Genomic DNA, 14,819 nt, shown 5'->3' on the forward strand with positions numbered 1-14,819 from the left:
ACGCGAAGACGCAAAGTCATAATGGGATTTCTTTGCGTCTTCGCGCCTTTGCGAGAATTATATTTAGAAAAAGCTTAGCAAGAAATCTTTAATCTCGTTTTGCTAAAAGTTTTACTTCCTTCTCTCAGCGAAAAACCTTTTCATCAATTCCGAAGCTTCATCGGCCATAACCCCGCTAATGACAACGGTTTTAGGATGCAGTTTAGTTCCCATTTTCTCAAAACCACGATGATCGTCGCTTGCACCATAAACAATTTTGGCAATTTGGCTCCAATATAAAGCACCGGCACACATTTGGCAGGGTTCCAACGTAACGTAAAGCGTGCAGTCTTTCAGGTATTTTCCGCCGAGATAATTCGCCGATGCGGTTATGGCCTGCATTTCGGCGTGGGCGGTAACGTCATTGAGTAATTCAGTTAAATTATGGCTTCGGGCAATGACAGTGTTATTCACCACCACAACGGCACCCACAGGAATTTCGCCTTTCTCGAAAGCCATTTCGGCTTCCTGCAAAGCTTTTTTCATAAAATATTCGTCGGTGAAAATGTTTATCATGAATTTTTTAAAAAACTATAATTTGAAATTTTTAGGATGTACAATCTTTTTTCTGGCTTCTTCAGTGGTATAACCAACTTCTCCCGCATCCGAAAGCTTGATTATATCATCCAAATGATTTTTATATGCTGTGGTTGTTAATGGTTTCCCATCTGTCGAATAGGTATAAATATCATTATTCTTAAGAATATTTCTACGTTGTACTTCTACATTCATACTGTCCTGATTTACTTCAAAGTTATAAATATTCTTAGGTGAAAATGTTTATCATAAAACAAAAATACACTTTTGAATGAATTTTTATTACTTTTAAAATCATAAACACAGCATATGGAAAGAAAATATAAAATCACAATTCCCGAACCTTGCCAAGAGGATTGGAATAAAATGACACCAAATAAAAATGGTCGTTTTTGCGGTAGCTGTTCCAAAAATGTTGTTGATTTTACCAATAAATTACCCGAAGAAATTCAAGCTTATTTTCTGCAACATACCAACGTTTGCGGAAGATTTAAAAAATCACAATTGGATTCTTTAACTATTCAAATCCCAAATCGGATATTATTTTCACAAACACAATATCACAAAATGTTTTTATTGGCTTTATTTGTAGCAATGGGAACGACTTTATTTAGCTGTGCCGATAAAAACGGAAACAAGCAAAAGATTGAAAAAATCGAAGTCGTTGAAGACTCTTTCGAAGTAAAAGGCACTATCACTAAAGAACCGACACCTAATAAGAAAAAGACTTTAAATAATACACAAATTAAACCTCAAATTAAAAAATCGATCACTACCACAACCAAAACTAGTGCAACTGAAATTCCTATTATTTATGAAGACAATACAATATATGGAGGCATCGGATTTAGTATATATCCTGAATACCTTGGAGGAATAAAAAACTTCAATAAATACATCAAAGAAAATTTTAATTTTTCAAAAAAATCAAAACATCTAAATGACACATTGATTGCTACTTTTGTCATTGCGAAAAACGGCAAATTAGATTCAATAAATGTCTCAAAGGATTTAGGATTCGGTACAAAAGAAGAACTCATAAGAATATTAAGCGACTCAAAAAAATGGTATCCTGGTGAAGAAAATGGAAAAAAAAAGAATTGCAAATTTCAATTATTTGTTACAATCAAATCGGACACTATTAAAAAATCTTTTTTTAGAACCAAAATTATCCCCAAGATTGACACTATCAAGCTTGAACGAATTTCCAAATTTAAAAATGATTAATCTAAGTTTTAAAACTCTAGTACCCTAAATTCAAATCATAAGATACACTTCTCCCTCCACCTTTTGGAATTAAAATACTTTTTTCGGTCAAATCCTGCAAATCTCTTGTGGCGGTTGCTCTTGAGGTTTTTGTGATGGAAACATATTTTATGGCTGTCATGCCTCCTTCAAAACCAGAAACTCCGTTTTCAAACATTTTCAAAACGGCCTTTGCTTGTCTTTCGTTCATCTGACTTTTGAACTTGTCCATAAATTTTGTTTTGTTCAATGTAAAAAGTACCGTTTGTTTGGCGCTTTTTTGAGATTCCAAAATCAATGTGGAAAAATATAAAATCCAATCCGTAATTTCGAGGGTTAGTTGCGCCTGTTTCAGGGAATCATAGTATTGTTTTTTATTTTGTTCGATAGTACTTGAAATACTCATCAATACAGGTCGGTTCAAAGACTCCGAAAGACATTTTTCGGCAATAGCCCTCCCAATTCTTCCGTTTCCGTCTTCAAAAGGGTGAATACTTTCAAAATAAAGATGCGATATCGAAGTTTTGATCAGTACATTTTTAATATCAGTTGGTTTTATTTCAAAATCATTATACCAATTAATGAATTTCTCCATTTCGGAAGGTACTTCATTGGAAGGAGGCGCTTCAAAATGGATAATTTCTTTGCCAAAAGAACCAGAAACAATCTGCATTGACTCACTTCCTGATCTATACTCTCCTACGCTAATATGCTTAGAAAATTCCATAAGAGTGGCATGCCAATCCTTAATGGTAATCTCGGTCAATTTTTCAGCATAGGAATTTCGAACCTCCACCATCAGTTTTCCGATACCTTGGGCATTTTTGTCTCTAATTTGACCTATCGCCTCCGTCATCCCTAAGTTTTTCTTAATCGAAGACATTACATCCTGTCTGCTATAAAATTCCCCTTCTATCTCCGAAGTTTTAATCGCCTCTGCAATCATAAACTGTAAAATCGTTTCCTGTTGAACCTCACCTGACAATGAATCTACAAGACCTTTTAATTCGCCTGTTTCCAATGCAAAATCCACACATAAAGAGTTCAAAACGGAATCGTTAAATATAAATTTAGGCCAATTCGGAAGTTGCCAATTGTAGTTCATGAGGCGATTAAATAGATTATTCGCCTCAAATATAGTGATTTTTTGAGGCAAATAAAACAAATAATTGCCTCATTTCTTTTGCCACAAATTCACGAATGAATAATTATTAGTGAATTGCTTCGCCAATTCGCTATCGCTCGGGTAGTGGCTATAAAACTTTAAATTTAAAACCGTAAATTCGCTTTTTAAATAATAATGAAAAGCAATTTACTCGAACATATCTACTCCCCAACCGATTTACGCCAGCTTGACGAAGCGCAACTTCCGCAATTGGCACAGGAATTAAGGGATTTTATCATCAATATTGTTGCTACCAAAGAAGGCCATCTTGGCGCCAGCTTGGGTGTGGTCGAATTGACTATTGCTTTGCATTATGTTTTCAACACTCCTGAAGATTTATTGGTTTGGGATGTTGGTCACCAAGCCTACGGACATAAAATATTGACTGAGAGAAGAACCATTTTTCATACTAACCGTCAACTGAAAGGCATTTCGGGTTTCCCAAGGAGAAGCGAAAGTATTTACGACACTTTTGGCGTAGGCCATTCTTCCACTTCCATATCAGCAGTTTTAGGAATGGCGATTGCTTCGAATTTGAAAGGTGATTTCGAAAAACAACATATAGCCGTAATCGGTGATGCTTCAATTGCTTCAGGAATGGCTTTCGAAGGGCTGAATCATGCCGGTGTTACCGATGCTAACTTGTTAGTTATTCTTAATGACAACGCCATCGGAATTGATCCGAGCGTTGGTGCTCTCAAAAAATATCTTACTTCAGTAAAAGAAGGAAAAAATCCGAAGCAAAATAATATGATTCGGTCACTGAATTTCAATTATTCGGGACCAATTGATGGAAATGATATTTTTGCAGTAATAAAAGAACTTAAACGCCTGCAAAAAATAAAAGGACCAAAATTCTTGCACCTTATCACCACCAAAGGCAAAGGACTTCAACAGGCAGAAGAAAATCAGGTGAAATATCATGCGCCAGGTAAATTTGATGCCACAACAGGCGAAATTATCCCGAAACACGAAGAACATTTACCTCCAAAATACCAAGATGTTTTTGGTCTGACCATTTTGGATTTGGCCAAAAAGAACGAAAAAATAGTTGGAATAACTCCAGCAATGCCTTCCGGAAGTTCACTAAAATTCATGATGGACGCTTTCCCGAAACGTGCCTTTGATGTTGGAATTGCAGAACAGCACGCCGTAACATTATCCGCCGGAATGGCCACACAGGGAATGATTGTGTATTGCAATATTTATTCTACTTTCCTACAACGCGCCTACGATCAGGTGATACACGATGTGGCTTTACAAAATTTACCCGTTATTTTTTGCTTGGACAGAGCCGGTTTGGTTGGCGAAGACGGCGCGACGCATCACGGCGTTTTCGACTTGGCATATTTACGATGCATTCCCAACATGATTGTTTATGCGCCGCTAAATGAAATTGAACTACAAAACATTTTATACACCGCACAATTAGGATTGAGACATCCTATTGCTATTCGTTATCCACGAGGCAGAGGCGTTATCAGTGATTGGAAGAATCTACATTTTGGCAAATATCAACAAATTGAAATAGGAAAGGCTAAAATTTTAAAAAGTGGCACAAAAATTGCGGTATTATCTGCCGGAGCAATTGGCAACAATGTTACTTTGGCTTTGGCCAAAATAAAGCATCGGGAGAAATTTGCTCATTATGATTTTGCTTTTATCAAACCATTGGATGAAAACGAACTGCATACCATTTTTGATCAATTCGAAACCGTTATAACCATTGAAGATGGCGTAACTAAAGGTGGTTTCGGAAGCGCAATTCTGGAATTTGCAGCAATGTATCATTATTCTTCCAAAATAAAGGTTTTGGGAATTCCAGATATCTTTATCGAACAAGGATCAATTGATGAGCTGCAACAATATTGCAGTATTTCCGTTGATAGTTTAGAAATAGTTTTCTCAAGTTATTGAAATTAATTAATTTGCGCCACAAAATACCACTATCCTACTATGACCACTTTAACTAAATTTTTTATAGTCTTATTTCTGTTTTTTTCCACACACAGTTTTACTCAAATCAAAATAGTTACTAGTGTTGCTGACACTACCAATGTAAAACCTAAAAAAAACATCTCACCGTCTACAGCCATCATTACGGCCATACCCGACACTATTTCCAATTGGACAAACAAAACCATATTGGGCACAGATATTTCAGAAATGGCATTTGTCAACTGGAGTGCTGGGGGAACAAGCGCTATAACAGGCTTAATAAGAGGCCAATTAAAAAGAGATTATAAAGATGATAATCAAGTTTGGGCCAATGAACTTATTTTCAGATATGGAATGAACAAACAAGAAGGAACTGAACTTAGAAAAACAGATGATGTTTTTAAACTCAATTCTACTTATGGATATAGATATAACCCCACTTCGAATTGGTATCACTCAGCAAAATTCAACTTCAACACCCAATTTACCAACGGTTATAAGTATCCAAATACCACAAATCCAATATCGAGACCATTTGCTCCTGCTTATATTTTCTTGGGAGCAGGATCGGAATACATTCTTAAAAAAGAGAAATTAAATCTTTATCTATCACCTTTAACTTTAAAAAGCACGCTTGTCCTCGACCAAACCTTAGCGGATCAAGGTGCATACGGTGTAAAAAAAGCTGTTTATGATGCACAAGGAATTTTAATCGAAAATGGACAGCGCTCCAAAACAGAGCTTGGTATCTTGGCAACCTGTTCTTTTGAAAGAGAAATTTTTAACAATATTTACCTAAAAAACCGCTTAATCTTATACACGGATTACCTTCATAATTTTGGCAATATTGATGTTGATTGGCAGGCTTTGGCCGATTTAAAAGTAAATGACTATGTAAAAGCAAACATTGGCTTCAATTTAGTTTATGATGAAGATATTGATGTCATTAAAGAAGAAAATGGCGTGAAAATTAACGAAGGACCTAAAGTACAGCTAAAACAAGTACTGGGAATCGGATTGGAATATGCTTTTTAAAACAGAAGAGAACCTAAAATGGCTCTCTTCTGCCTTTATAAAAACTATAAAACTTTAATAAGCGTTGATTGTTCTATAAAACAACAAGGCATTTCCATCTGTCAGCATTGAAACGAAATGGCAGATATGAAGCAGTCTTTCATATAGATTTTCTTTCTCCAAATGATGTTTTTCAGGCAGCATTTTCAATATCAGATTGTCATAATTAGACATTTTTCCTTCGTACTTATTATTGAAAGCCGTTACAAATTTATCCAACAGCGTTTGAATAATCTGGTATCCGACTATTTCCTTTTCCACGACTTCGCGGCTCTGATAAATATTCTTGATACTAATCTTAATAATATCATCCATCTGAGCCTTATATTTGCTTTTATCGGTCAAGGCAAAAGGAAATTCTCCGTTCATGATAGCTTCTTCATTTTCGATAAAAACTTTTACCGCATCATTGATTAAACTCCCGATTGCCAAAGCGCGCAGATAACTGATTCGGTCTTCTTTGGTTTCCAATGTTTTGTACTTTGAAGTATCAATGCTGTCTTTTACCAATTTGATTAAATATTCTAAAGCAAAATCCTCGGAAACCAAACCTAAATTGATTCCATCTTCAAAATCAATTATCGTGTAACAGATATCATCGGCAGCTTCTACAAGATACGCAAGCGGATGTCTTTCAAAACCAATATCATCTCCTGTTTTATTGGGAATCATCCCCATTTCGGAAGCGACTTCCTGAAAGAATATTTTATCGGTTTGAAAAAAACCGTATTTTTTATCGGCTATGTTTTTTGTTGGTTTTTTGGGCAGACTTTCTTTTGGGTATTTCATAAAAGCGCCAAGTGTGGCGTAAGAAAGCCTGATTCCGCCATCAACGCCGGGACGGGAACTGTTCAATACCGAAAATCCATTGGCATTTCCTTCAAAATCTATTAAATCCTGCCATTCTTTGGCAGACAACTGGTCTTTGTATTTTAATCCTTTTCCAATCGAAAAATATTCACCAATAGCTTTTTCTCCCGAATGTCCAAAAGGAGGATTCCCAATATCATGTGCCAAAGATGCCGCTGCCACTATAGCTCCAAAATCATTCATCTGGTAACCGTGAACTTCCTGTAAATATGGGTATTTTTCAAGTATTTTTTTTCCAACTAATCGCCCCAAGGAACGCCCGACTACCGAAACCTCCAAACTGTGTGTCAATCGGGTATGTACAAAATCGGTTTTGGAAAGCGGAATCACCTGTGTTTTGTCCTGTAAACTTCTAAAAGCAGAGGAAAATATGATTCGGTCATAATCGACTTCAAAGCCTAAACGGGTTTCGTCCTGTTCGATTCTAAGCCTTTTGCCTGTGTCTCCCTGTCTTTTTAGTGATAATAATTGTTCCCAGTTCATTGTGATTTTAGATTTTAAATTGGTGATTTTAGATTGATGAATCCAAAACATCAAAAATACATTTTATTTTAAGATTTTTCTAAAGATAACAATGCTAGATGTTCATTCTTTTGCTGTTCCAGTTTAGATTTTATGACAACAAAAGTTCCGGAATTTTCATCATGCAAACCTAAAGTACGTCCTCTTAAAAAAGTTAATGGTTCAAAAGGAAAAATACGCAGTATAGTTCGAGTCAAGATAGTCATAGGACTAGGTTTTGAGCCATCTGCCATAACAACAATCGTTCTGGTTAAATATTTGGCGAGGGAACGAGAAAGAAAAACCTCTGTAAGTCCGTAATACAGAAAACTAATAGAACTCCAAAACAAATATCTTCCAATCATATCTAATGAGTTTATTTCATTTGAAATCGTTGAAGAATTTAAAGAAGTAACCACCAATCTCAAAATAATTAACTTTATTAAACTGTCTATAACCCAATTTAAAAATCGCTTTGGCTTTGATGCCAACAAATATTTTTTGATTCTAAATTCTTCCATTTAAATTTTGCTTGAAATCAAAAATACATTTTATTTTAAAATTTTAGCAACAAATACTTTCAAAGTCGCCCGCGTGAGGGATAAAAGCAGGCTACCGAAGTAGCGCAGATAGCCCGACCACATAATTAATCAAATTGCCAATGCCGTACTGTGCTTGATTTCGCCCATTACAAAAACGCTTTGTGTATTGCCGATATTCTCGATAGTGGAGAGTTTGTTCATTACAAAATCCTGATAACTAGACATATCTTCGACCAAAATTTTTAGCATAAAATCATAATCGCCGGCAATGTTATAGCATTCGATGATTTCGGGAAGCGCCACGATGTCTTTTACAAAATTGCTTCCGACGTTTTTGGCGTGTTCTTTTAGGCGGACATTGCAAAAAACGGTCATTCCGAGATTTAGTTTTTTCTTGTCCAATAATGCTACGTATTTCATGATATAACCATCGCGTTCGAGCCTTTTGATGCGTTCATAAACGGGTGTTACGGTGAGAAATAATTTACCAGCCAGCTCTTTTATGTTGATATTGGAGTCTTCCTGCAGGTGTTTCAGGATTTGTAAATCGATACTGTCAATAGTGTCCATAGTTTTTTTTACGGTTAAAGATGAAAAATGCAGTCCTAATCAAAATTAATTACTAAAAATTAGCATATATACATTTCATTTTACTGAATTAAACCGCTAATTTAAGTTTAATTTTCTAATACAATACCTTTGTTCAGTAATAAATACTGATAAATAATGAAAACAAATAATTTAGGTTATCCAAGAATTGGAAGCAACAGAGAATTGAAAAAAGCGAATGAATTATACTGGGCTGGAAAAATTACTGCCGAAGAACTATTAGCAACAGGTTCTGCTATTAGAACGCAAAACTGGAAATTACAAGCCGAAAACGGAATTGATTTAATCCCATCGAATGACTTTTCACTGTATGACCAAGTATTGGATCTAACGCTGACTCTTGGTGCTATTCCAGAGCGTTACTATGAATTCTCGAGAACAAATAATTCACTTGATTTGTATTTTGCGATGGCTCGTGGCGCTCAAAAAAACGGACAGGATGTTGTGGCGATGGAAATGACCAAATGGTTTGACACGAACTATCATTATATTGTACCTGAATTCACTAAAAACCAAAAATTCGAATTGTTTTCGACCAAAGTTATTGCTGAATTTATTGAAGCCAAAAACCTTGGAATTATTACAAAACCTGTTTTAATTGGACCTGTTTCTTATTTATTATTGGGAAAAGAAAAAGAAGAAGGTTTTCATAGAATTGACCTTATTCATAATTTGCTTCCTGTTTATTTTGAGATTTTAAAAAAGCTGGAAGCCGAAGGCGCGACTTATATTCAGCTTGACGAACCATTTTTAGCATTGAATTTGACAAATAAAGAGCGTGAGGCGATTGCGTATGTTTACAATGAAATCAACGCTAATTTTCCGAATCTAAAAGTAGTTTTGGCAAATTATTTTGATTGTTTTGGGGAGAATATTGAAACAGCTTTGGCTTTGCCTGTGGATACTTTTCATTTGGATTTAGTACGTTGTCCATTACAATTGGATGATATTTTAGAGTCTGGAAAACTGGCAGGCAACGTAAATCTTTCTTTGGGAGTTGTTGATGGAAGAAATATCTGGAAAAATGATTTCAAAAAATCGCTGGCTTTAATCGAAAAAGCAGTTAATGCCTTGGGAAAAGACAGAATCCTGATCGCCCCTTCCTGTTCATTGATTCACTCTCCATGTGATTTGGATCTGGAAACGAATGACCAAACATTAACTCCCGAAATCAAGCAATGGCTGGCTTTTGCCAAACAAAAAATTCAGGAAATAGCGCTTTTAAAATCTTTTGCTACAAATGAACAGCAAGCAGAAACATCTCTTCGATTCATTGAAAATACTGTAGCCAATGAAAACAGAAAAACTTCAAAATTAATTCACAACGAAGGCGTTAAAAATCGTGTAGCGAGTATTACTGCTGGAGATGACCAAAGACAAAACGCTTTTGCTATAAGAAGAAAAAGTCAGACCGAAGCTTTAAAACTTCCTTTGTTTCCAACGACAACTATTGGTTCTTTTCCGCAGACTGCAGAAGTAAGAAGCTGGAGAGCTAAATTCAAAAGCGGCCAATTAACGCAACAGCAATATGACGATTTACTTCAAAAAGAAACAGAGGAAACCATCCGTTTTCAGGAAGAATCAGGAATTGATGTTTTGGTTCATGGAGAATTTGAGCGTAATGATATGGTGGAATATTTCGGCGAGCAATTGGACGGATTTACGTTTACCAAAAACGGCTGGGTACAAAGCTACGGAAGCCGTTGTGTAAAACCGCCTGTTATTTACGGTGATGTTTCGCGTCCTACTCCTATGACTGTAAAATGGGCAGAGTTTGCACAATCACTGACTCCAAAATGGGTAAAAGGAATGCTTACTGGTCCTGTAACTATTCTGCAATGGTCATTTGTACGTAATGATCAGCCACGTTCGGAAACGTGTACTCAAATTGCTTTGGCGATTCGTGATGAAGTAGTAGATTTGGAAAAAGCAGGAATTAAAATCATTCAGATTGATGAACCTGCGATTCGTGAAGGATTGCCATTGCGTAAAGAAGAGTGGGCAAATTATTTAGACTGGGCAATTAAAGCTTTTAGAATCTCCGCCAGTGGTGTTGCTGATGATACACAGATTCACACACATATGTGCTACAGCGAATTCAACGATATCATTCAAAACATAGCCGATATGGATGCCGATGTCATTACTATCGAATGTTCGCGTTCGCAAATGGAGTTACTGGATGCTTTTGCTGATTTTAAATATCCAAACGAAATTGGGCCTGGAGTATATGACATTCACTCGCCTCGTGTTCCTTCGAACGAAGAAATGGTTCACCTGCTAAAAAAAGCATCTTCGGTTATTCCTGCGGATCAGTTATGGGTAAATCCTGATTGCGGATTGAAAACGCGTCATTGGGATGAAACCAAAAAAGCCTTGATCGAAATGGTGAATGCTGCGAAGAAAATGCGTGTGGCTGTTGAGGATATTGCAATAGTTTAATGTTTATTATAAAACCATTAAGATTTTTTTATGGTAAAAGTTCATCATTTCACAGCAAAATTTAAAAATGTTTTTATAAACAAAGGCTTCCAGCTTCCATTCAGGAAGCCTTTGTTATTTATACCTTAAACTATTTTAACTGGTATTATATTTTTAAATTCATTTTTCTTAGCATTATTTTCTTCTTCCAAATCATAATCATCTTGAAGTCCGAGCCAAAACTTAGCTGTAGTTCCAAAATAAACAGACAGTCTTAAAGACGTATCAGCGGTAATTCTACGTTTTCCCTTTAAGATCTCGCTTACTCTAGTTTGCGGAATAAAAGTTTCTTTAGACAATCGATAAGCAGTTATACCTAATGGCTCTAAAAACTCTTCTTTCAAAATTTCTCCAGGATGTATATTTTTTAAATTTTCCATAACTGTTTTCTTTTAATGATAATCTATAATTTGTACTTCAAAAGCATTGTCATTTTCCCAATTAAAAATTATACGCCATTGATTATTAATTCTAATACTATAGAGGCCAGAGAAATTTCCACTCAGCTTTTCCAGATGATTAGCAGGTGGAATTCTTAAATCAGTCACATTTTGAGCATTATTAATCATCCTTAGCTTTCTTCTTGCCACATTCTGAATTTCAGAAGGTAACTTTCTTGATTGGATTCCATTCCAAACCTTTTCTGTTTCTTTATCTCCAAAATTTTTTATCACAATTAACGCTTTGCAGTACTAACGCCAAAGATAAGTATTTTATTTTTAAATGAGAATATAATTATTTCTATAAAAAAAGCCTAGTAAATTTTATAATCTACTAGGCTTGTATTTCAATTTGATTTTATTTACAAAGTCGCAGCTCCACCATCCAATAACAGCTCACCGCCAATCATAAACTTAGAATCATCGGAAGCTAGATACAGAAATCCTGCTGCCATTTCTTCGGAAGTTCCTAAACGTTTGGCAGGAATTCCTGATGCAAAATGAGTTTTGGTTCCGTTGGCTTCTTCTTCTGAAGCTCCGTTTCTTGAAAATATTGGTGTATCAATTGGGCCAGGAGAAAGTACATTTACACGGATATTTCTATCCAATAATTCAGCAGATAATGTTCTGGCCAATGAACGGACTGCCGCTTTGGAAGCCGAATACGCCGCTGTAGTTGCAAAGCCTTTATGCGCCACAGTCGAGGCCGTAATAACCACCGAAGCGCCGTCATTAAGATGCGGTAATGCTTTTTGAATCGTAAAGAAAACTCCTTTGAAATTAATATCACTGGTCTGGTCAAACATTTCTTCGGTAAAATCGGCTAAAGGAGCTGCGATAAATACACCTGCATTCACTACTAATACATCAATTTTTCCAAAAGTATCTTTTATCGTTGTATAAGTTCTATCAATGTTTTGAATATCCGATACATCGCTTACCAAACCAATCGAACCATTTGCGATTTCATAAACAGCTTCATCTATGGTTGCTTTATTTCGTCCTGTTATGGCCACTTTCGCTCCTTCTTCTGCGAATAATTTTGCAGTTGCCAATCCTATTCCGCTGTTACCACCAGTGATTACAGCTACTTTGTTTTGTAATTTTTTCATATTCTAATTATAATTTGATTGTTTTAAGTATTTAAATATCTAAATATTTCGATGTTTTTGATTAAAAAAAAGCTAAAGCACCAAACTGCTGATGTAAGCCGCATAAGCTTCGCAGACTTCTTTATTGATTACAAATTTTAAATTACGTCCTTCTTTATCCGCAATCAATAAATCAGCATCTATGAGCTGTTTTATATGATGTGACATGGTAGACTGCGCCAGATTAAATTCAGCAGAAACATCGCAACATTGCGTACAGCTGTTATTGTTGCTGACGATTTTCATAATCTTTAAACGATAGGGGTCGCCCAGAGCTTTTGAGATTTTTTCGACTTGTTTTATGTTTAATTCGGTAATCATAGGGCAAAGATAAAAATATATTTTTAATATATCGAAATATTTCGATATTTAATTTAAATTTGCATCCAGCTTACATTCAAGATAATGATCTGTTTGAATTATTCCCTTCAAAAATACTCTTTATGAAAACTTTATATACTTATCTCAAAACCCATAAAACACTTTTGTATATAGCATTATTTTTGGCCACAATAAATCAGTGTTTTTCTTTATATGATTCGATAATTATTGGTAAACTCCTCAACGAATGCGGAGTTGGCGTGGCTAATTTCAATCACAATCAGGGCAGCTTTGTCAAAGCTGTTGCAGGATGGTTATTATTATCATTAGGCGCAGCGATGGTTTCCAGAATTGCCAAAAACTTTCAGGATTACTTTACCAATATCATCATACAGCGTACGGGCGCACAAATGTATACTGATGGAATTCAAAAAGCACTACAGCTGCCTTTTCAGGATTTTGAAGATCAAAGAAGCGGTGAAACCTTAGGCAAACTTCAGAAAGTAAAAATTGACTGCGAAAAATTTATCACGCTGGCAATTTCTCTAATATTTCAATCAATAGTCGGAATCGTATTTGTCGTAGTCTATGCGATAAGCATACATTGGCTTTTGGGTCCGATATTCTTAGTAACAGTTCCAGTAATTGCGTTTATCAGTTCTTTTTTAGGGAAAAGAATTAAATTAGTTTCAAGAGAAATTTTAGGAGAAACGACTGCTTTGGCCGGAGCCACAACTGAATCACTCAGAAACATTGAACTTGTAAAAAGTCTGGGATTAACCGAACAGGAAGTAAATCGATTAAATACTACAACTATCAAAATCCTTGGATTAGAACTCAAAAAAGTACGTTTCATCCGTTCGCTTAGTTTTATTCAGGGTACAACGGTTCATTTTATGAGAACCAGTTTAGTTTTTGCGCTGTATATGTTCATTTTTAACGGCATCATCAAACCTGGCGATATGATAACATTAATGTTCTTTTCTTTCTTTTTGTTTAATCCGCTGCAGGAACTCGGTAACGTAATTGCAACTTTCAATGAAACGAAAGCTTCGATGGACAATTTTGGTGATTTGATGAATTCTAAAAGTGAAGAAACACCAGCAAATCCTAAAACTATTGGCGCTATTAACCATCTGCGTTTTGAGAATATTTCATTCAAACACCAGACTGCCAGCTCCTATGCTGTTAAAAATATTTCTTTTGATGCCAAAGCCGGAGAAACCATCGCTTTTGTAGGACCTTCAGGAAGCGGAAAGACGACTTTGGTCAAAATGCTTGTCGGATTATACAATCCGGCAGAGGGTGCTATTTTTTACAATGAAAAAAACGCCAAAGACATAGATCTTACCGAATTAAGACAGCAGTTAGGTTTTGTTACACAAGATGCGCAATTGTTTTCAGGAACAATAAAAGACAATTTATTATTTGTAAAACCCAATGCGACCGACGAAGAAATCAATGATGTTTTACAAAAATCAGCCTGTCAGAATTTATTAAAACGTGCCGAAAATGGTATTTACACTACTATCGGTGAAGGCGGCATCAAAGTATCGGGAGGTGAAAAACAGCGTTTATCCATTGCCAGAGCTTTGCTTAGAAATCCGCATTTATTACTTTTCGATGAAGCAACATCAGCATTGGACTCCATTACCGAAGAAGAAATTACAAAAACCATCCGAAGTATTTCGTCTAAACAGGATCAGATTACGGTATTGATCGCGCATCGTTTATCGACCATTATGCATGCTGATAAGATATTTGTTCTTGAACAGGGACAAATCATCGAACAGGGAAAACATCAGGATTTATTAGATGAAAAAGGCTTGTATTATGCAATGTGGAGACAGCAGATTGGGGAGAGAAAGTAGTTTTACAAACTTTTGAAATAACTTAAAAAAACTGA

Annotated in this window: 15 protein-coding genes; 5 read left to right on the forward strand and 10 right to left on the reverse strand. The window is 35.7% G+C overall.

Annotated features, from left to right (window positions below):
* Positions 1-111 precede the first annotated feature (111 nt).
* Both OZP07_RS19690 and OZP07_RS19695 read right to left on the reverse strand, forming a co-directional pair.
* Positions 112-555: a nucleoside deaminase gene (locus OZP07_RS19690; protein ID WP_281636436.1), complete on the reverse strand. Its 444-nt coding sequence runs from the start codon at positions 553-555 to the stop codon at positions 112-114.
* Between the two features lie 15 nt (positions 556-570).
* The gene (locus tag OZP07_RS19695; protein WP_281636437.1) at positions 571-771 is read right to left on the reverse strand and encodes a hypothetical protein; all 201 of its coding nucleotides are present in this window, start codon (positions 769-771) and stop codon (positions 571-573) included.
* 114 nt (positions 772-885) lie between these two features.
* Here OZP07_RS19695 and OZP07_RS19700 point away from each other — a divergent pair, with 114 nt between their 5' ends.
* On the forward strand, positions 886-1,803 hold the full coding sequence (locus OZP07_RS19700) for a hypothetical protein (protein WP_281636438.1): 918 nt from the start codon (positions 886-888) through the stop codon (positions 1,801-1,803).
* A gap of 16 nt (positions 1,804-1,819) precedes the next feature.
* Here the strand turns inward: OZP07_RS19700 and OZP07_RS19705 are convergent, their stop codons facing one another.
* Entirely contained in the window at positions 1,820-2,869 is a 1,050-nt protein-coding gene (locus tag OZP07_RS19705) for a Fic family protein (RefSeq protein ID WP_281636439.1), read from the reverse strand.
* Positions 2,870-3,121: 252 nt separating this feature from the next.
* Here OZP07_RS19705 and OZP07_RS19710 point away from each other — a divergent pair, with 252 nt between their 5' ends.
* Both OZP07_RS19710 and OZP07_RS19715 read left to right on the forward strand, forming a co-directional pair.
* Positions 3,122-4,903 (forward strand): 1-deoxy-D-xylulose-5-phosphate synthase, encoded by a 1,782-nt coding sequence (locus OZP07_RS19710; protein WP_281636440.1) that lies wholly within the window; start codon positions 3,122-3,124, stop codon positions 4,901-4,903.
* 39 nt (positions 4,904-4,942) lie between these two features.
* Entirely contained in the window at positions 4,943-5,959 is a 1,017-nt protein-coding gene (locus tag OZP07_RS19715; protein ID WP_281636441.1) for a DUF3078 domain-containing protein, read from the forward strand.
* 54 nt (positions 5,960-6,013) lie between these two features.
* Here OZP07_RS19715 and dgt read toward each other — a convergent pair whose 3' ends face one another.
* The 3 genes from dgt to OZP07_RS19730 all read right to left on the reverse strand — a co-directional run bounded on the left by dgt (position 6,014) and on the right by OZP07_RS19730 (position 8,481).
* Positions 6,014-7,351, reverse strand: a complete 1,338-nt coding sequence (gene dgt, locus OZP07_RS19720; protein ID WP_281638491.1) for a dGTP triphosphohydrolase — start codon at positions 7,349-7,351, stop codon at positions 6,014-6,016.
* A 68-nt stretch (positions 7,352-7,419) separates the two neighbouring features.
* A complete protein-coding gene (locus tag OZP07_RS19725) occupies positions 7,420-7,890 on the reverse strand; it encodes an RDD family protein (RefSeq protein WP_281636442.1) in 471 nt (156 codons plus the stop codon).
* A 129-nt stretch (positions 7,891-8,019) separates the two neighbouring features.
* On the reverse strand, positions 8,020-8,481 hold the full coding sequence (locus OZP07_RS19730; RefSeq protein ID WP_281636443.1) for an Lrp/AsnC family transcriptional regulator: 462 nt from the start codon (positions 8,479-8,481) through the stop codon (positions 8,020-8,022).
* Between the two features lie 156 nt (positions 8,482-8,637).
* Between OZP07_RS19730 and metE the strand changes: the two genes are divergently transcribed.
* Positions 8,638-10,962: a 5-methyltetrahydropteroyltriglutamate--homocysteine S-methyltransferase gene (gene metE / locus OZP07_RS19735; RefSeq protein ID WP_281636444.1), complete on the forward strand. Its 2,325-nt coding sequence runs from the start codon at positions 8,638-8,640 to the stop codon at positions 10,960-10,962.
* A gap of 125 nt (positions 10,963-11,087) precedes the next feature.
* Here the strand turns inward: metE and OZP07_RS19740 are convergent, their stop codons facing one another.
* The 4 genes from OZP07_RS19740 to OZP07_RS19755 all read right to left on the reverse strand — a co-directional run bounded on the left by OZP07_RS19740 (position 11,088) and on the right by OZP07_RS19755 (position 12,913).
* Entirely contained in the window at positions 11,088-11,381 is a 294-nt protein-coding gene (locus OZP07_RS19740) for a HigA family addiction module antitoxin (RefSeq protein ID WP_194641560.1), read from the reverse strand.
* Between the two features lie 12 nt (positions 11,382-11,393).
* On the reverse strand, positions 11,394-11,675 hold the full coding sequence (locus tag OZP07_RS19745) for a type II toxin-antitoxin system RelE/ParE family toxin (RefSeq protein ID WP_281636445.1): 282 nt from the start codon (positions 11,673-11,675) through the stop codon (positions 11,394-11,396).
* A 128-nt stretch (positions 11,676-11,803) separates the two neighbouring features.
* Complete coding sequence (locus OZP07_RS19750) at positions 11,804-12,553, reverse strand: SDR family oxidoreductase (RefSeq protein ID WP_281636446.1); 750 nt, start codon at positions 12,551-12,553, stop codon at positions 11,804-11,806.
* Positions 12,554-12,625: 72 nt separating this feature from the next.
* Positions 12,626-12,913, reverse strand: coding sequence for an ArsR/SmtB family transcription factor (locus OZP07_RS19755; protein ID WP_281636447.1), 288 nt, complete (start codon positions 12,911-12,913; stop codon positions 12,626-12,628).
* A gap of 122 nt (positions 12,914-13,035) precedes the next feature.
* Between OZP07_RS19755 and OZP07_RS19760 the strand changes: the two genes are divergently transcribed.
* Positions 13,036-14,784 carry an ABC transporter ATP-binding protein gene (locus tag OZP07_RS19760; RefSeq protein WP_281636448.1) on the forward strand — a complete coding sequence of 583 codons (1,749 nt, stop codon included), beginning with the start codon at positions 13,036-13,038 and terminating at the stop codon, positions 14,782-14,784.
* Positions 14,785-14,819: the final 35 nt, after the last annotated feature.

This window comes from Flavobacterium marginilacus (genome assembly GCF_026870155.1).
In the GTDB taxonomy this organism is placed as follows: Bacteria; Bacteroidota; Bacteroidia; order Flavobacteriales; family Flavobacteriaceae; genus Flavobacterium; species Flavobacterium marginilacus.